Annotated in this window: 13 protein-coding genes, 1 tRNA gene and 3 pseudogenes; 8 read left to right on the top strand and 9 right to left on the bottom strand. The window is 63.8% G+C overall.

Going from position 1 to position 17,362, the window contains the following annotated elements:
- The 5 genes and pseudogenes from RWX87_RS05020 to RWX87_RS05000 form a co-directional block, all read left to right on the top strand.
- Positions 1 to 128: pseudogene (locus RWX87_RS05020) on the top strand (hydroxymethylpyrimidine/phosphomethylpyrimidine kinase); the annotation flags it as partial.
- A gap of 109 nt (positions 129 to 237) precedes the next feature.
- A complete protein-coding gene (locus tag RWX87_RS05015) occupies positions 238 to 678 on the top strand; it encodes a thiamine-binding protein (RefSeq protein ID WP_314688180.1) in 441 nt (146 codons plus the stop codon).
- A gap of 135 nt (positions 679 to 813) precedes the next feature.
- Positions 814 to 1,857, top strand: coding sequence for a LacI family DNA-binding transcriptional regulator (locus RWX87_RS05010; RefSeq protein ID WP_314688179.1), 1,044 nt, complete (start codon positions 814 to 816; stop codon positions 1,855 to 1,857).
- Between the two features lie 249 nt (positions 1,858 to 2,106).
- Positions 2,107 to 3,444, top strand: coding sequence for an MFS transporter (locus RWX87_RS05005; RefSeq protein WP_314688177.1), 1,338 nt, complete (start codon positions 2,107 to 2,109; stop codon positions 3,442 to 3,444).
- A gap of 106 nt (positions 3,445 to 3,550) precedes the next feature.
- Positions 3,551 to 5,155, top strand: coding sequence for a GH32 C-terminal domain-containing protein (locus RWX87_RS05000; RefSeq protein ID WP_314688176.1), 1,605 nt, complete (start codon positions 3,551 to 3,553; stop codon positions 5,153 to 5,155).
- A 478-nt stretch (positions 5,156 to 5,633) separates the two neighbouring features.
- Here RWX87_RS05000 and RWX87_RS04995 read toward each other — a convergent pair whose 3' ends face one another.
- Together RWX87_RS04995 and RWX87_RS04990 are read right to left on the bottom strand one after the other, a co-directional pair.
- The gene (locus tag RWX87_RS04995) at positions 5,634 to 6,023 is read right to left on the bottom strand and encodes an AAA family ATPase (RefSeq protein ID WP_314688174.1); all 390 of its coding nucleotides are present in this window, start codon (positions 6,021 to 6,023) and stop codon (positions 5,634 to 5,636) included.
- A gap of 295 nt (positions 6,024 to 6,318) precedes the next feature.
- Positions 6,319 to 6,780 carry a type II toxin-antitoxin system antitoxin SocA domain-containing protein gene (locus RWX87_RS04990; RefSeq protein WP_314688172.1) on the bottom strand — a complete coding sequence of 154 codons (462 nt, stop codon included), beginning with the start codon at positions 6,778 to 6,780 and terminating at the stop codon, positions 6,319 to 6,321.
- Positions 6,781 to 6,876: 96 nt separating this feature from the next.
- On the opposite strand from RWX87_RS04990, the pseudogene RWX87_RS06830 reads away from it, so the two are divergent.
- Together RWX87_RS06830 and RWX87_RS04985 are read left to right on the top strand one after the other, a co-directional pair.
- Positions 6,877 to 7,308: pseudogene (locus RWX87_RS06830) on the top strand ((p)ppGpp synthetase); the annotation flags it as partial.
- Between the two features lie 44 nt (positions 7,309 to 7,352).
- The gene (locus RWX87_RS04985) at positions 7,353 to 7,994 is read left to right on the top strand and encodes a hypothetical protein (RefSeq protein ID WP_314688169.1); all 642 of its coding nucleotides are present in this window, start codon (positions 7,353 to 7,355) and stop codon (positions 7,992 to 7,994) included.
- Here the strand turns inward: RWX87_RS04985 and RWX87_RS04980 are convergent.
- From RWX87_RS04980 to RWX87_RS04955, 6 genes and pseudogenes are all read right to left on the bottom strand, one after another.
- A complete protein-coding gene (locus tag RWX87_RS04980) occupies positions 7,984 to 8,775 on the bottom strand; it encodes an isoprenyl transferase (protein ID WP_314688166.1) in 792 nt (263 codons plus the stop codon). The two genes, RWX87_RS04985 and RWX87_RS04980, sit on opposite strands and share 11 nt — an antisense overlap.
- A gap of 2 nt (positions 8,776 to 8,777) precedes the next feature.
- A complete protein-coding gene (gene recO, locus RWX87_RS04975) occupies positions 8,778 to 9,773 on the bottom strand; it encodes a DNA repair protein RecO (RefSeq protein ID WP_399552309.1) in 996 nt (331 codons plus the stop codon).
- Between the two features lie 61 nt (positions 9,774 to 9,834).
- A complete protein-coding gene (locus RWX87_RS04970; protein ID WP_314688185.1) occupies positions 9,835 to 11,496 on the bottom strand; it encodes an alpha/beta hydrolase in 1,662 nt (553 codons plus the stop codon).
- Between the two features lie 342 nt (positions 11,497 to 11,838).
- A pseudogene (ispG, locus tag RWX87_RS04965) lies at positions 11,839 to 13,131 on the bottom strand (flavodoxin-dependent (E)-4-hydroxy-3-methylbut-2-enyl-diphosphate synthase); the annotation flags it as partial.
- Positions 13,132 to 13,318: 187 nt separating this feature from the next.
- Positions 13,319 to 14,518, bottom strand: a complete 1,200-nt coding sequence (gene dxr, locus RWX87_RS04960) for a 1-deoxy-D-xylulose-5-phosphate reductoisomerase (RefSeq protein WP_399552308.1) — start codon at positions 14,516 to 14,518, stop codon at positions 13,319 to 13,321.
- Between the two features lie 2 nt (positions 14,519 to 14,520).
- Positions 14,521 to 15,966, bottom strand: a complete 1,446-nt coding sequence (locus RWX87_RS04955) for a DivIVA domain-containing protein (protein ID WP_314688164.1) — start codon at positions 15,964 to 15,966, stop codon at positions 14,521 to 14,523.
- Between the two features lie 204 nt (positions 15,967 to 16,170).
- Here RWX87_RS04955 and RWX87_RS04950 point away from each other — a divergent pair.
- Positions 16,171 to 16,244: transfer RNA gene (locus RWX87_RS04950), tRNA-Val, on the top strand.
- 87 nt (positions 16,245 to 16,331) lie between these two features.
- Here RWX87_RS04950 and RWX87_RS04945 read toward each other — a convergent pair.
- On the bottom strand, positions 16,332 to 17,362 hold a 1,031-nt coding region (locus RWX87_RS04945; RefSeq protein ID WP_314688162.1), incomplete at its 5' end, for an FAD-dependent oxidoreductase.

Here is a 17,362-nt window from a genome sequence, read left to right as displayed (position 1 = left end):
TCGCCCTTGGGGAAGGACTGGAGGACGCCGTGCGCTCGGCCAAGCGGTATCTGTCGGGCGCACTGGCGGCCGGACTTGACATCGGCCGCGGGTCGGGACCGATGGACCACGCCTGGGCGTGGCGATGACGGCGGATACGATGGGCTGCCGGGCAATGACCATGGAGGCATCACCCGTATCAGACCGCATGATCGGACGCACTGATCAGACGCATTATCGGGGAAAGCAGGAGGAAGAATGAGCGACACGAACGGCACGGCAACGGACGGCACGACGAAGGCGACGACGGAAGCCTGCGTTCCCGACCGCAACGCGGAACGGCAGGAGGCGCCGGTCGACCCGGCGACGGGCAGGCCGTACATCAACACCGTGGCGGCGGTGGCCATCGCCCCCAGCGGCGTGGGGTCGGAGCTCAGCGGATACGTCGCGCAGGCGGTGGGCGTGATCCGCGACTCGGGGCTGCCGAACGAGACGAACGCCATGTTCACGAACATCGAAGGCGACCTGGACGCGGTGCTCAAAGTCGTGCGCGACGCGACGATGAAGCTCGCCGGACAGGGCTACCGCACGGGCGTCACCCTCAAGCTCGACATCCGTCCCGGCTTCTCCGGGCAGCTCGCCGAGAAGCCCGCGCTCGTCGACCATCTGCTCGACGACGGGGAGAGCCCCCGACGCTGAAACCCTGGAACACGAAGGCACCGGGATCGGGCAGGAGCGGGGATGCATGCATGAACCCCGTACGACACAGACGGAACCTGTTCTGCGTAGGATAATCGCTGGCAATATGTTTGAGGGAGGAGGCCGCGATCACCCATGACCACCATGCAGGATATCGCCGATCTCGCGGGGGTTTCCAAAGCCACTGTATCCCTCGTGCTTAATCACCACGACGCTGGACGCGTCAATCCGGAGACGGCGGAATTCATCCGTCGAACCGCCGATAAACTTGGATATCGGCCGAATCAGCTCGCGCGCAGCCTGAGAACCAACCGCACACACATGCTTGGGTTCATGGGAGAGGAAGTGGCGACCACCCCGTTTGCCGGCGGCATCATCCTCGGCGCCCAAGACGCGGCAAGCGCATACGGATACGTGCTGCTTACTGTCAGTACAGACGGCAAGGCCAAGGAAGAGAACGAGACCGCAGCGCTCAAGCGATACGGCGTGGACGGGTTCCTGTACTCGAAGATGTCTAACCGTATCACCGACATACCCCGATATCTCACCGATTACATACTCGTCCTAGTAAACGCCACAGATCGCAGCGGGCGATTCCCCAGCGTGGAGCCGGACGAATTCCGCATCGGGTACGATGCCACAACACGACTCATTCACGCCGGCTGTCTGCGCATCTCCTATATCGGATGCTCCGACCCTCTGCTGGCGCAATCCGGCCGCCTACGCGGATATCATGCAGCACTTGCCGATGCGGGAATGCCGATCGATGATTCCCTGCACGTAGACGTGGCCAACAATGGACCTGCCCTGAAAACGGTAAGCGAGCTTTTCGACAGGCAGCACCCGGATGCATTCTTCTGCTTCAATGATGCCCGTGCCTGGTATGTGTATGAGTGCGCGGCACGCCGGGGACTCACCATTGGCCGGGATATCTCCATCGTGGGAGTGGACAACCATCGCGTCTTCGCCGAAACCCTAGAGCCCCAGCTGACCACGATCGAATTACCTCACTATGAGATGGGCTATTGGGCCGCTTGTCGCTTAATCTCGATGATTGAAGGGCATGACATCGATTGTTCTCACTGGCCGCAGACAAACGCGCCCATGCCACCACTGGATGCGCCAATACCCGCCACAATCCACTGCACTCTCATTGACAAGGGGTCAGTACGGACGTGACAGTGGCCCATACCTGTTGTTCGATTAACAGGACGTTAGTGACGGGCGAACTCGTCCCGTTTCCCCACCGATTCGCGATGGTGCTCGATTTGACACGCCGGACATAAATCGATTGACGTAAATCGATTGACGTCCTACTTTTGATTTTGTCAGCGAGAGCGAGGTGGCCTCGCGGACCCGACAATATGACGTCGGAATCAATGGAAGTGCCGCACCGTTGCGACACCGCTCGGAAAAGAGGCATCAATCATGGAACGCACGACGAAGAAACCACCGTCTGTATGGAGCAATCCCTCTTACCTGCAAAGCTCCTTCGGCATCTTTATGTTCTTCTGCTCCTGGGGCATCTGGTGGTCATTCTTCTCCCGTTGGCTCACCGACTCTACGCACGGTCTTGGCATGACTGCAGCGCAGCAGGGCGAGATTTACTCAATCAACTCACTGGCGACCCTCATCATCATGTTCGTCTATGGGACCGTCCAAGATAGGCTGGGTATCAAACGCCGGCTCGTCGTTATCATCTCGGTGATTGCCGCATGCGTCGGACCGTTCGTGCAATTCGTCTATGCGCCGATGCTGACCGCCGGTGGAACCGTGCGAATGGTTGGCGCGCTGATTGGCTCGGTAGTGCTGTCCGCCGGATTCATGTCGGGCTGCTCTTTGATTGAAGCTATTACCGAGCGCTATTCACGCTACTTCGGTTTCGAATACGGCCAGTCGCGTGCCTGGGGATCCTTTGGCTACGCCATCGTCGCGCTGTGTGCAGGATTCCTATTTAATATCAACGCAATGCTCAACTTCTGGGTCGGCTCACTATTCGGCCTCGGTATGTTGTGTGTCTACCTTTTCTGGGTTCCTTCCCAACAGAAGGACGAACTGCGCAAGGAGGCTGATTCCAATGCCGCCCCGACCAACCCGTCGATGCGCGAAATGCTTTCCGTCCTCAAGATGCCGACCCTGTGGGTGCTCATCGTGTTCATGCTGCTGACCAACACTTTCTACACTGTATTTGATCAGCAGATGTTCCCTAACTATTACGCATCCCTGTTCTCCACCACGGAAATCGGCAACGCCACCTATGGCACGCTCAACTCCATCCAGGTCTTTCTCGAATCGGCGATGATGGGCGTAGTGCCAATTATCATGCGCAAGATCGGCGTCCGCAACTCCTTGTTGCTTGGTGCAACGGTGATGTTCCTGCGCATAGGCCTCTGCGGCGTGTTCCATGACCCTGTGTCCATCTCCATCGTCAAGCTATTCCACTCCATCGAAGTCCCGCTGTTCTGCCTTCCCGCCTTCCGGTATTTCACGTTGCACTTCGACACAAGGCTGTCGGCGACCCTGTACATGGTCGGATTCCAGATTGCCTCACAAGTCGGCCAAGTGATCTTTTCCACCCCGCTGGGCGCCCTGCATGACCATCTTGGCGACCGCCCGACCTTCTTCACCATCTCCGGCATCGTGTTTGTCGCACTCGTATACGGCATATTCGTCATCAAACACGATAATCAAGAAATCGGCGGCGATCCGTTCTACACCGATAAGCAGAAGCGCGCCATGCAAACCGCGGCCGCCGCCCAGAGCTAACGCGACCATTGTGGCGGCCGCACTGCGAAAGTAACAGCAACGGCCGCCACACTCCGCTCAAACTCCTCCCGCACAAGCACGATACATACGTTTCCAAGGAGAACCCATGAATGACCTATCCGAGACAACAGCCGCCTCCGAAGACATCACCTCGGCTTCCGGCTTCACGCCGACAACGCCCATACTCACCCCAATACGCAACCATGAGTCGTTGCTTGCCAAGGCAGAGGAAAGTATCCGGACATTAGCGGCCACACGCGACGACCGCTGGTATCCCATCTTCCATATAGCCTCAAACGGCGGCTGGATTAACGACCCCAACGGTCTTTGCCGGTACAGGGAACGTTGGCACGTCTTCTACCAGCTTCACCCGTATGGCACACAGTGGGGTCCTATGCACTGGGGACACGTGTCCTCTCCCGACATGCTGCATTGGCGTCGTGAGCCGGTGATGTTCGCCCCCTCGCTCGAGCAGGAGAAAGATGGCGTATTCTCCGGTTCGGCGGCAGTCGGCGATGACGGCAAGATGCGCTTCTACTACACCGGGCATCGATGGGTCAACGGCAAAGACGGCAAAGACGGCGAACGGCAGGTGCAAATGCTCGCTGAGGCGGATGATGACGCCCTCACCCACGCGACCAAACTCGGCATGGTAATCGACTGTCCGCGCAATCGCGTCTGCTACAACTACCGCGATCCGAAAGTTTGGAAGACCGGCGATACCTGGTATATGACCTTCGGGGTGACCTCAAGGGAGCACCGCGGGCAGATGTGGCTGTTCTCCTCGGCCGATATGGTGCGTTGGACTTATGAGCGCGTATTATTCGAGCACCCGGACCCGGATGTGTTCATGCTCGAATGCCCGGATTTCTTCCCCATCCGCGACCCACAGGGCCGAGAACGCTGGGTAATCGGGTTCTCGGCAATGGGCACGAAAGCCGACGGCTTCATGAACCGCAACGTCAGCAACGCCGGATACATGATCGGCAACTGGACGCCGGGGGAAGCCTTCGAACCAGATACCAAGTTCCGTCCATGGGACTGGGGACACAACTTCTACGCCCCGCAGTCCTTCGCCGACGAGCAGCGGCGTATCATGTACGGGTGGATGAGCCCGTTCACGCCACCGATTCCCATGGAGAAGGACGGGTGGTGCGGCAATCTCACGCTGCCTCGTGAAATCACGCTTGGTCCCGACGGCTATCTGCAAACAGCCCCAGCCCGGGAGATGACGGGCCTCCGCTCACACAGCAGTGATTTGGGTCCTGTGCATCTCGACGTCAACGGCCAGAGAACGGTCGCAGACGACGTCGAAGCCATGGAAATCGAAATGACCATCGACCTTGGAGCTACGACTGCGGAACGAGCAGGACTACGAGTACACGTCACGAACGACGGCGCATATACCGCCATCTGCTACGACGCTCAGACCAACTGCGTCGTCATCGACAGACAGGCAGCGGCCCAAGGCGACAGAGGATACCGAGCAGCCCCGTTGAGCAAGCAGGAGCTGCAATCGGGCATGCTCGAATTGCGCGTCTTCGTGGACCGCGGTTGCGTTGAAGTGTATGTCAACGACGGACGCCAGGTTCTGAGCTCCTACAGCTATCCCTCTCCCGGCCCGAGAAAGGTCATGATTGTCGCCGAATCCGGAGACATGTCCATCAGCGGACTCAAGATGCATACGCTCTCCTCAATCGGGCTTGACTAGCACGGCGACAATATAGGGTAACCACCGTGTAACGGGGGATACGCGACAACCAGAGTTGGTTGGAAAACGCATCTTGCTCCTATGGGCAATCGCATCATCCCCCCAACCACCTTTGAGACCTAGGGCCGCCACGAAAGTCATGGCGGCAAATACGTGGAGCCTAATACTCATCGGTTTGCCCTGTCATCAATCGCCATCATGAGGCGGCCGATACCTAATTATCGCGGTGAATCTCTGGAAGGTAGCCGAAGAACTCGGCTCCCACCGCTTCTCAATCACGCCCTGCAGAGTCGCCGTTGGCTGCAGCATCATCAAGAATCAGCTCGACCCCGTCCGGCATCGACTGTAACCCGGAGCGGAAGGATGTGCCGGCCGACCCCGCGATGGGAAGACAGACGTCGGCATGTCGACATCATACAGGCGTGGGAATCCGCCCCGCAGCATGAAATCATCGGCACCCAGCGTTCGCTTTTCGTCGTCATAAGCTTCCGCCCCCCGTGCATCCTTCCCTGATGATGCGGAGGATGCCGCTGCAGACGACGAGGCCGATGACGCGGCAGAGGACACCGCTTCGGCATAGGACAGAGGAAAGCAGCCGGAGAACGCCCGCACGACCGGCAAGGGACTGCCCGATGCTTCTCATGAGAAGGAAGTTCTGGGATCCGCAGAGGATGTACTGCCCGGATTCGCGCCTTTCGTCGGAAGCCACCTGAATCATGGAGAAGATCTCCGGGGAATTCTGCGCCTCATCGATGATGAGATGCGCGGGACGACTGCGGATGAACCCCACGGGATCCTCGACCGCCGACCGACGCATCTGGGGGTCCTCAAGATTCACATAGTCGTAGTCGGGGAACACCGCCTTCACCAGCGTGGACTTCCCGCTCTGACGGGGACCGGTGAGGGAGACGACCGGGAACCACTACGCCAGACGTCTGAGCTGACCGGAAAGAATCCGCGGAATCATGGAACACCCCTCATTATGCATCAGGAACTTCCATAATCATGCATTAGGACGTTTCACAAACATACATCAGGATGTTCCACAATCATGCATGAGCGACTTCTGCAATCAGGCATCAGAATCCCTAGCCACGCGCCAGGACCGTCATAACTTGTGGATTGACGCCCCTCCACGGCAGGCGGCTGGCAATGAATGGCCGTTATGAACGAACCGCAGCGCCAAGGACGGGATTCACCCGGTAGAAACGACGAATCGCATCCTTGGATATGACCTCGCCCCCCCGATCCGACAGGGACAGACCCTTCCTCATGTCTCTCCAGGGATCCTCTTTGTGGGTACGCTCGCTCAGCTCGTTGCCACTGCATGATGACAGGCGATCACACACCCGATCGACGACGGATGCATCCGCAGACGAGAGACCATGCACGGAATCCCCTTCAAGATCCGTGGCCGCGACGATGAATTTCCCTTTGTGCCGTAGGAAGAGGTCGTAGCAGACGGGTCCGCCCCTCCAAGATTGAAAATCCTCATCGAAAAGCGGCGTCCCTCTATGGGAGAGGGCCTCAGCTTGGGAATAATAGGCAAGTTTCTGCAGCTTCATAGTGGTCATTGACCCATAGCGCCGAAGAATGTGCACCGCAACATCCATAATCGTTGTCATGCTTCCCACCCCCTGACGCTGAAAGCAGCAGAACCGGACACGAATCCGATATCACCGCACTTCAGAAAAGCTCATTTTAGGCCATACCGTCTACGAATGCAATACAATCCTTTCATGGAGTCCAAGGTCAGTCGACGCAAAGCAACTCGAGCAGGAGTCCTGCTTTCTCACACCGGATCCGGGCTCTCGTACGGTGATCGGGATGCACTTGCAATCGCGGAGCAATGGCGTATGCAACACGCCGAACCGACGCAACGATGCTTCCGGTCCGTGCTTTCCTGCTCGCATCATTTTCCGGGCTCCGTAGCTACCTATCGGATGAAGCGGATGGCCTCCATCAGGGCAAAGCTTAAAAGAGCAAGCTCGAAATTCGAACTCGGGACGTTGGATGACATAGGAGGATGTCGCCTCATCGTCAAAGACATCGCCGAAGTCGATGAAGCAGTCCTGATACTGAAGACCGGACTCGAACTGAAGAACCTCGGAAGAGGGGAAAAGGACTATATTCGTCGTCCGCATTCCAACGGATACCGCTCGCACACCTCATCGCATCGATTCCATCGGATGGCATCATGTACCGCGTGGAGATACAGATTCGAACCAGACTCGAACACTGCTGGGCGACCACCGTCGAAACAGCCGGAGAAATCTACAATAACGATTACAAGAACCCCGACACCGCAATCCACCCATCGTTGCAGGACGGGCAGCGGCTTGCGTTCTTCACGGCCGTGTCCGATCTTTTCGCCCTCGAAGAGAACATCCCTCTACCTACGGTTGATTCCGGTTGCTCCCGCGAATCGATAATCGAGCACATACGCGACAACCCCATGACCGAGACGATCATCTCCGACCTCCGCAAGGTCTGTGACGGCGTCTATTCCGTGTCCCCCCGCACCTCGACGGACGATACGGTGTTTCTCCTCAAGTTTTCAGCCGACGAGCAGTTTCTCGACGTCGAGACCTTCAGCGACGACCAGCTTGATTCCGCCCTCGACCGTTACGAGGCGTGCGAGAAGGCAATCGACGATAAACCATTCAACAGGCACGACACAAACAAAACGGAGCAATCATCGGAATCCTCCAGACACTTCAACAACGTCGTCCTGGTGCACGCCACTTCCCTTGAACAGCTCAGAACCGCATATCCGAACTATTCGGCCAACGTCCGGCAGTTCCTCGACGAACTGAAGAAATTGGGAATCACGCCGTAACGCCGCCGAAGCGCCTGTCTCGGTGCACGTAATGGTCGATGGAGCGCCACAGCACGTCGCGCCCGCAGTCGGGGAAGAGCTCGGGAACGAAGTCGAGCTCCGCGTAGGCGGCCTCCCACGGCAGGAAGTTCGACGTGCGCTGCTCGCCCGACGTGCGGATGACGAGGTCGACGTCAGGGATGTCGGGGTTGTACAGATGCTCGGCGATCATCCTCTCCGTCACGCGGTCGCCGCTGATCCTCCCGTCCCTGACCTCGCGGGCGACCGCCGCGGCCGCATCCGCAATCTCCGCCCGGCCGCCGTAGTTGATGCAGAAGACGACGTCGATGACCGTGTTGCTCCTCGTACGGTCCATCGCCGTCTCCAGTTCGTCGATGACGGACCGCCACAGCCTCGGACGACGACCCGACCACCGCACGCGGACGCCCCAGTCGTCCATCTGCGCCACCCGGCGGTGGATGATGTCACGCGAGAAGCCCATGAGGAAACGCACCTCCTGCGGGGAGCGCCTCCAGTTCTCCGTGGAGAAGGTGTACAGGCTCAGATACCGCACGCCCGCCTCGATGGCCCCGGCGATGGTGTCGAACACCACGGGCTCGGCGGCCTGATGCCCGTCCGTGCGCACCAGGCCGCGACTCTTGGCCCAGCGTCCGTTGCCGTCCATGATGACGCCCACATGGCGCGGGACCCTGTCCCTGGGGAAATCGGGAATGCGGGAGGGATCGGAGAAGGGCGCCGCCGGGACGCTCAGCGACGTGTAGTCGACCTTGTCGAAAGCCATGCCTACGAATCTACCCAGCGCAGCGAACGAATGGGCCGTTCGAGATAGTACGTGCTCCATTCCTCGACAAGACGCGCCGAATCGCGCAGGACGGAGCGTGGTGCGGAGCCGGGAGCGGAAGAGCCGGGCGTGACGGCATACGGGGAGTCGGAGACTTCGGCAGGGTCCGCCCCCACGGCATCCGCCCGGACTCCCGGCACGGAACGCCGAAGATTCGCGACGGCGACTGGTCCGTGCTCGACGTCCACCCCGGCCCGGCCGGCGTCGAGCACGGACCAGTCGCCGTCGATGAGCGCGGCCAGACGCCTCAGCGCCCCGACGCCCACCGCCCGCGCGTCGGGGGTGCGGTCCGCATCGCACATCACCCCACCGCCCGCCACGGAGAACCAGACGGATCGTCCGTCATCCGCGGCCATCGCCCTCGTCCCATCCGTTCCCTCCCCATTCGTCGCACCCGCCACGATCACATCCCGTGGGATTCGGACAGACCCCCTCCCTGCCGCCGCTTCCACCGGATCGCCGCAGACCACGCAGGAGTCGAGCCGAGGCTTCCAGCCAGCGAGTGCCAGGGCCCGTATGACGTAGGATTCGCCGATGTCCTGCGGGGCGTGCGCACGGCGGGCGAGGGCCGCGAGGGCCCCGACGAGCAGACGGTACTGGTCGGGGACGGGCTGATGCTCGGCCGTCACCACGAGGTCCGCGGTTTCGGCGACGGCGCTGGCCGCCGTGTACGAGTCGTAGTCGGATCCGATCGGCCCGGCGTACACGGCGATGGACGCGGCCTGCGAGACGACGTCCAGAGACCGCCCAGTGGCCATGAGCAGGTCGACCCTCATGAAGGGTTCGAGCCGTCCGCCGAAGCGGGACTTCGTGCGCCGCACGCCCTTGGCCACGGCCCGCACCTTGCCGTGCGCGCGCGTGAGCATCGTCAGGATGCGGTCGGCCTCGCCGAGCTTGACCGTGCGCAGCACCACCCCCTCATCCCGATACAGCGGCATGCACACCTCCTTGCGATAAAATCCACACGCCCTGCGGCCGACGCGGAATCAGTACGCGGAATCAGTACAGGAACAGTCCCCAGAAGGCGAAGACGAGCAGGACGTGGAGCATGGTCACCGCGCTCAGCCAGAACAGCACACGCCCGAGCCTGGTCGTGGCGAGCACCGGTTCGTCACCGCTGACCACCTCCCGGATCGCCCCGTGGCGGGGAGGCCATCGGATGATCCCGCGCCGCGACGCCACCTCGACGAGGCGGGCGAGAACCCGGGACCACGCCCAGACCACCAGCACGCACACCACCTGGATGACCGGCCAGCTCCAGTAGGCGATGCCCGCGCTGGGGTCGGGGGCAGCGCCCCAGGCCAGGCGCACCACCTTCATCACCACCTGGGCGAATCCGGCCCCCAGCAGCATGAGAGCCGACAGCGTCGCCACGGTAAGGCCGAGAAGAACCCCTCCGAAGCCGTGGCGAAATCCCAGCGACGGGCCGGGCAGGCGGAGCAACGAGTGCCGGATCCGTCTCCCCAGAGCGACGAGCGACAGGACCAGGGTCGCCAGGACGAGAAGCGCGGTCACGCCGTGGAGGATGAGCCCGTATATCGTCAGCGGCCTGTCGGACCGCAGCTCGGAGGGCACGGGGATCGACTGGTAGATCGTGGCGCCCGCGACGCGCTCGCTCGTCTGCGTGAGCCCGGCCACGGTTCCCACGGCCCAGTTCGTCATGTCGGTGACGTAGCCGTCGGCGAGCTGCGTGTTCGACTCGGACTCGTCCCCCAGCCGCAGCACATGGTTGGCGACCGGATAGCTCCGGATCGTCACGTCCCAGTTGCCCGCGTCATGGGCGAGCTTGAGGATGTTGTGCACACCGCTGACCTGCGCAGTCATCACGTCCTTCGATCCATACGCCACGAAGGTCGGGATGGAGTAGGCGCGTTCGTCAAGCGTGCGCACGTCGAAGTTCGTCAGCCCCACCACCGTGCCGTCCGCCCGCAGCAGCCTGCGGATGATCGACTGGTAGCCGTCGTTGGCGCCCACCAGGCTGAAGTCCTGCGCGGCGAGGAACCCCAGGGACTGCCGGGGTGTGGAGACCATGGGACTGAGCAGAATCTGGAAGGCGATGCGGTCGTCGTCGCGCAGCAGATAGGAGGAGATCCACGCGCTTTCCGAGGTGGCGTAGATGCCGACCTTGTCGGCGTTCACGTCGTCCAGGGTACGCAGATAGCGGATCACCTGGTCGTAGATCTTCGCCGAGGCGGGGTAGTCGCGGGTGACGTCGTTGGTGGACCACACGGGCTTGTCGAGCACGGCGGTGACGAATCCGGCGGAGCTGAGGTCCTTGGCGACGTCGCCGAAGGAGTTGTCCGCCGTGCCGTATCCGGCGCCGTGCATGAACACGACGGCCGGCCTCCGGCCGGTGGCGCCCTTCGGTTCGCGGATGAGCACGCGAATCCGCTGCACCTCGCCGGTGGACGGCCGCACGGCCCTGATGGTGATGTAGCGCCTGGTGACCGCATAGTCGCCGAGCTTCGGCTGCGCCGTGCCCGTGGTGTTGCGGAAGGTGACCGCGGTGTCGGCGGTGAGGGTCTCGATGGTCTGGCCGCTGGGCTCGTTGCTCCAGCTGATCGCCGTGGCATGCGAGACGAAGACGAGGGCGGCAAGAAGGATCACGGCGATGGGGAGGCTCACCGACAGCCGTCTGCCCCGGCTCCATGGCCGGTCCAGCCTGCGGCCGGCGTCCTCGGGGTCCGCGTCCCTTGCATCGGCGTCTTCCGGCCCGCCCGGCTGGTCCTGTTCCTTCGGCACGTGCCTCATTGTAACCGCGGGGTCCGGAAAGGGCCTCGGCGAACCCGGAAGCACGGTTCCGCCTATGTGAGATCGTCATCCCCGGTACGCCCGGGAACCGTCACTCCATGACCCCGCACGGCGCACGCCGACGGCGGCTCGTCCCTGCGAAGGGACGGGCTGACCATCCTCTCAGGCGGCCTCGACGGAGCGCATCGCATCCCTGCCCTGACCGGTCTGGCGGTGGTCGGGATGCCGACGGCGATGCTGGGCCGGCGTCTCGGTGACGGGGATGACGACGGGTCCGGTGACGCCGTCGAGAGCCCCGCCCTCCTTCTCCATGCGTGCGGCGATCTCACGGGCAGTCTCAAGCAGCGTGGGCACGATCTGGTCCTCGGGGACGGTTCTGACGACCCTGCCCTTGATGATGATCTGTCCCTTGCCGTTGCCGGAGGCGACTCCGAGGTCGGCCTCGCGGGCCTCGCCGGGACCGTTGACGATGCAGCCCATGACGGCCACGCGGATGGGGGCGGTGATGTCCTTGAGCCCCTCGGTGACGGCGTTGGCGAGCTGGATGACGTCCACCTGCGCACGCCCGCAGCTCGGGCACGAGATGATGTCGAAGTGCCTCTGGCGAAGCCCGAGGTATTCGAGAATCTTGCAGCCGACCTTGACCTCCTCGACGGGCGGCGCGGACAGCGAGACGCGGATGGTGTCGCCGATGCCCTCGGACAGGAGCGCTCCGAAGGCGAGGCAGGACTTGATGGTCCCCTGCCAGGCGGGGCCGGCCTCGGTGACCCCCAGATGCAGCGGCCAGTCGCCCTTGGAGGCGAGCAGGCGATAGGTCTGCACCATGGTGACGGGATCGTGGTGCTTGACGGAGATCTTGAAGTCGTGGAAGCCGACGTCCTCGAACATCCGGGCCTCCTTGAGGGCGGAGGCGACGAGCGCCTCGGGCGTGGGCCCGCCATACTTCGCGTAGATGTCCTTGTCGAGGGAGCCGGCGTTCACGCCGATGCGCAGGGAGATGCCCGCGTCCTCCGCGGCACGGCAGATGGAGGGGCCGACCTGGTCGAAATGTCGGATGTTGCCCGGGTTCACCCGCACGGCCGCGCATCCGGCATCGATGGCCTGGAAGACGTACTTGCTCTGGAAGTGGATGTCCGCGATGACGGGGATCGGCGACTTGGCGGCGATGATGGGCAGCGCGTCGGCGTCGTCCTGGCTCGGCACGGCGACGCGTACGATGTCGCAGCCGGCGGCGGCCAGCTCAGCGATCTGCTGCAGGGTGGCGTTGATGTCCGTGGTGGGAGTGTTCGTCATCGACTGGACGCTGATGGGCGCGCCTCCGCCGACCGGCACCGGCCCGACCATGATCCGGCGGGATCTGCGGCGGGGATGCAGCGGCGACTCGCTGATGCCGGTCTCGCCGGTGCGGCGGAAGCCCTGGGCCGCGGAATCCGGGGATGTGGGACCGGACCCCTGGAGGTTCCGCGGCTGCGCCGCTCCCTCACGCCAGCCGTCGTGAATGCTCGCCTTCTCGTTCATCGTCCCGTCCTCATCTGTTCTTCCCATCCGTTCGTCGTCCATCCGTTATCGTGTCTGCCGGCTCGTGCGGCTCATGCGCGGGAACCCCGTCGCCACACGGCGGCCGGTCCGACGCACGACGTCGCCGGTCTCCCAGGCGCCCGCCGAGCGGAGCCCGTGGGCGTCCCGTTCGCAGAGCCGTCCGTGCGCGTCCCTCATCCGGGAGGCCCGAGCCCTACGCCGTCCGGTCTATCAGATCGTCGGCGCGGCGGCGGGCCTCGTCCTCGATCCGCTCCATCTCCTCCACGGACTCGAACAGGGGAGCCGATCGCAGGCCGGCGTCCATCTCGTCAAGTACGGCCTTCACGGTGTCGACGATGCCCAGATACGGCAGACGATGCGCGAGGAAGGCGTGGACCGCCTGCTCGTTGGCGGCGTTGAGCACGGCCGTATGCTTCTGGGAGGCGGCCAGGCACTGCCGGGCCAGCGACACGGCGGGAAAGGCCTCGTCGTCGAGGGGTTCGAAGGTCCAGGAGGCCGCCGCGCCCCAGTCGCAGGCGGAGGCGACATCGCCGAGACGCTCGGGGAAGGACAGCCCCAGCGCAATGGGCAGGCGCATATCGGGTGGGGACGCCTGACAGATGGTCGCGCCGTCACGGAACTCGACCATCGAATGGACGATGGACTGTGGATGCACGGTCACGACGATGCGCTCCGGCGGGATGCGAAACAGACGGCTGGCCTCGATGACCTCAAGCCCCTTGTTCATCAGCGTGGAGGAGTTGATGGTGACGACCGGACCCATGTGCCACGTCGGATGGTTCAGCGCCTGCTCGGGCGTCACGTCACGCAGCTGACCACGCGTCATGCCGCGGAAGGGACCGCCGGAGGCCGTCACCACGAGCCGGGAGACCTCCTCATGGGCCCCGGCGCGAAGCGACTGCCAGATGGCCGAATGCTCGGAGTCCACGGGATTGATCTGCGCCTCGCGCACCTGCGCGTCGAATAGCAGATGACCGCCGGCCACGACGGACTCCTTGTTGGCCAGGGCCAGCTGGGAACCCGCCTGAAGCGCCGCGATCGAGGGGGAAAGACCGATGGACCCGGTGATCCCGTTGAGGACGACGTCGGCTCCGCCTCCCGCCAGGGAGACCACGGCGTCATATCCGGTCTGGATGGCGATGCCGGCGCCGCCAAGAGCGTCCAGAGCCTCGCGCAGAACGGATGCGGCGCGTCTGTCGGCCACCGCGACGACGGGGACGCGGAATCTCACGGCCTGCTCGGCCAGAAGGGAAACATGCGAGCCGCCGGCCGCCAGACCGATGACCTCGAAGCGTTCGGGATGGCGGAAGATGACGTCAAGCCCCTGGGTGCCGATGGAGCCGGTGGACCCCAGGACGACGACGCGACGACGGTCTGTCGACGAATCGGGCATCGTCAGTTCCGCTCCCCCGTCGTTCGGGAGGCGCCTCCCCCGCCTCTGGCATCGCCTCGTGCGGCGTCATCCGACGATTGCGGTGCCGCGGGAGCATCCTCGTCGAACACCGGGAAGGACAGATCGGGAATCGAGAAGCTCTCGTCCGAAACGGACCGGTCGGACGAGCCCTGACCGGCGCCATCGTCGGAGGTCGCGGAGTCCTGTTCCCGGGAAGAGGCCCACAGCACGCTGGGTACCTTGAGGTCGGGAAGCGGGATGTCCATGCTGGGGACGTCGGGATGGACGGGCGCGCTCGTCGATTCGGCGAGATGCGCCAATGCGGCGAGCGAGCTGTCCCCGCGTCCCTCCGCCGCATCGCCCCGGACATCCGCTTCGGTCCGCCGGGCGGACGCGGCGGAGGGTTCAGGGGACGAGGACTCCGACAAGGGCGAAGAACCGGAGACCCCGATAGGCCTCATGGGAACGACGGGCGTCGTCGGGGAGGACGTCCGAGGCTGCGAATACGTCGAGGACGGCGGAGAAGGAGCCGGCGCGAAAACGCCACGCTCGGCCTGGCGGACCTGGTCGAACGAGGACGCCGCTCCCGAGAAGTCGGATGTCTGAGAGGCGGGGGCATTGCCCGTCTCGACGCCGCCGACAGGAGCCAGGACCTCCGTCTCGGTGCCCGCCGGCGGAGCAGCGGGAAAAACGGATGCGGGAGCGCTGCGGGGCCGCGGCGTCACATCGATGGGAGCCTCGGGAACCGGCTCGTCGAGCCGGTCTTCCCGCTCCTCGGCCTGCCCGGCCAAGTCGCCCGCATAGTCGGTGAGGCGCGCATAGGACTCGAGACGGGAGAGGAGCTCCATGCAGGCGTTGAGATAGTAGTCGACCTGACGCTCGTCATAGCCGTGCTTCCCGCGCCTCTGGGTGAACACCACGTTGGAGACGGATGAGGCGTTGAGGTCCACGAGACGGCGGGCGATCTCCGCGGCGTCGCCGTGCGAGTCGTCGACGCCCAGACCCGCCGCCGACTTGGCGATGATCTGGTCGATGAGACGATCCACCTGGCGCCGGTCGTACGAGGGCGTCTTCGCATCCCCGTCGGCGAAGCGCGCCTTGGCCGGACGCGCGGCATGCCCGGCGATGCGTCTGAACATGCTCATCGTCGTGGCCTTCCACGTCACCCGGCCGTTCTGGGCGATCTCCCACGCGGTGCCCTTGTCGGTAACCGCACGCTCGAGCCGGGACAGGGCGGCGTCGACCTGCGCGATGTCATAGCCGCCCTTACTCAGATCGAAGGAGACGTCCTGGATGTCGCGCTGCGTCAGCTGGACGCCACTGCCCTCGTAGAGGGCGTGGGCCCTGGCGAGGAAGCCATCGACCTGGGAGACGTCATACCCCCATTTGCGTTTGCCGACGCGCGGAATCCCCGACGCGCCACGACCGGCTTCAGATTCCTCAGCCATTGGCCACAGACCTCCTCCGCATGCAACTGTCGCCCCTACTCTACGTGATTCGTCCGACCCGGGCCGCCCCCCGCCCCGGAAACCATGAAAAAGACACGACTCCGCCACACGCGGAGACCCGGAGAAGCGACTTCGAGCGTGCGGGCGGGATGAGCGGCGCGGGGCGGACGACGCGCGTGGCGATGCGATACAGTGGGTCGCTGCGGGCGATTAGCTCAGTCGGCTAGAGCGCCACCTTTACACGGTGGATGTCGGGGGTTCGAGCCCCTCATCGCCCACGGATCTCTCCGGTCAGCAGTCGCGACGCCGCCTGGTCGTTGCGACCATCAGAAACGGCCGAACGATGACTCATCACCCGCCCCGGATCAATCCCAGAGCTGCGCGACCGCCTGGACGGCGTCCCACGGTGCCGCGAGAGGCGGCGTATAGGCGAGGTCGAGGTCGCAAAGCTGCGGGACGGTGAGCCCGGTGAAGATGGCGGCGGCGAGCACGTCGGACCGCTTGGCGATCTCCGCCCCGTAGGCGCCGACGAGCTGGCCTCCGAGAAGCCGTCCGGTGTCGGAATCGCCCGTGAGCCGGATGGCGATCGGATGGGAGCCCGGGTAGTACGCCTTGTGGTCGTCGGGCGTGGCCGTCACCGAACGCGCGGAGATCCCGACGTCGTGCGCTTCGTCCTCCCGCAGGCCCGTCCGCGCGGCGACGAGTCCGAAGACCTTGACGACCTGGGTCCCGATGACCCCGGCGAAGGCGGCGTCGCCGCCGACCGCGTTCTCGCCGGCGATGCGACCCTGTTTGTGGGCCGTGGTGCCCAAGGGAAGCCAGGTGTCTCCGAGCAGCCGGTGCTTCGTGGTGACGCCGTCGCCGGCCGCGTAGACATCGGGAAGACCGGTCCGCATATGGTCATCCACGGCGATCGCCGCTCCAGGCCCGGTCGTGGCTCCGGCCGCCGTGAGCAGGCCGGTATTGGGCCGCACGCCGGTGACGGCGATGACGAGATCGGCTCCGATCTCCCGGACCCCCGTCGTGTCTTCGCCGATCACGACCGGGCCGCGCTCTCCGCGTCGCAGGCCTCGCACCGCGGTGCCGACTCGCACGTGGACCCCATGGCGGGAGAGCTCGTCGCGGACGAGGGATCCGAGGTCGGGATCGAGGGTGGGAAGGACCTCCGGTCCGCGCTGCAGGAGGGTCACGTCGAGACCGCGACGGATAAGAGCCTCGGCCATCTCCATCCCGATGTACCCGGCTCCGATGATGACGGCCCTGCGTGGACGCCTGACGGCCAGATCCCGCTGGATCTCATGCATCTGGTCCATGCCGTGAAGCAGGTGGACCCCGTCGGCGGGGCCGAGGGCCCCGGGGCCGGACAGACCGGTGATGCCGTTCACCGCGGGCACCG

It is taken from the genome of uncultured Bifidobacterium sp. (assembly GCF_963540075.1).
Classification (GTDB): domain Bacteria; phylum Actinomycetota; class Actinomycetes; order Actinomycetales; family Bifidobacteriaceae; genus Bifidobacterium.
Note: the sequence above shows the minus strand (reverse complement) of the source record. Positions and strands in the feature narration are given on the sequence as shown.

Bases quoted from the DNA above. Each gene is read 5' to 3' on its own strand.
- RWX87_RS05015 (WP_314688180.1), top strand. From the start codon at position 238: ATGAGCGACACGAACGGCACGGCAACGGACGGCACGACGAAGGCGACG.
- RWX87_RS05010 (WP_314688179.1), top strand. From the start codon at position 814: ATGACCACCATGCAGGATATCGCCGATCTCGCGGGGGTTTCCAAAGCC.
- RWX87_RS05005 (WP_314688177.1), top strand. From the start codon at position 2,107: ATGGAACGCACGACGAAGAAACCACCGTCTGTATGGAGCAATCCCTCT.
- RWX87_RS05000 (WP_314688176.1), top strand. From the start codon at position 3,551: ATGAATGACCTATCCGAGACAACAGCCGCCTCCGAAGACATCACCTCG.
- RWX87_RS04990 (WP_314688172.1), bottom strand. From the start codon at position 6,780: ATGACAACGATTATGGATGTTGCGGTGCACATTCTTCGGCGCTATGGG.
- RWX87_RS04985 (WP_314688169.1), top strand. From the start codon at position 7,353: ATGTACCGCGTGGAGATACAGATTCGAACCAGACTCGAACACTGCTGG.
- RWX87_RS04980 (WP_314688166.1), bottom strand. From the start codon at position 8,775: ATGGCTTTCGACAAGGTCGACTACACGTCGCTGAGCGTCCCGGCGGCG.
- recO (WP_399552309.1), bottom strand. From the start codon at position 9,773: ATGCCGCTGTATCGGGATGAGGGGGTGGTGCTGCGCACGGTCAAGCTC.
- dxr (WP_399552308.1), bottom strand. From the start codon at position 14,518: ATGCCCGATTCGTCGACAGACCGTCGTCGCGTCGTCGTCCTGGGGTCC.
- RWX87_RS04955 (WP_314688164.1), bottom strand. From the start codon at position 15,966: ATGGCTGAGGAATCTGAAGCCGGTCGTGGCGCGTCGGGGATTCCGCGC.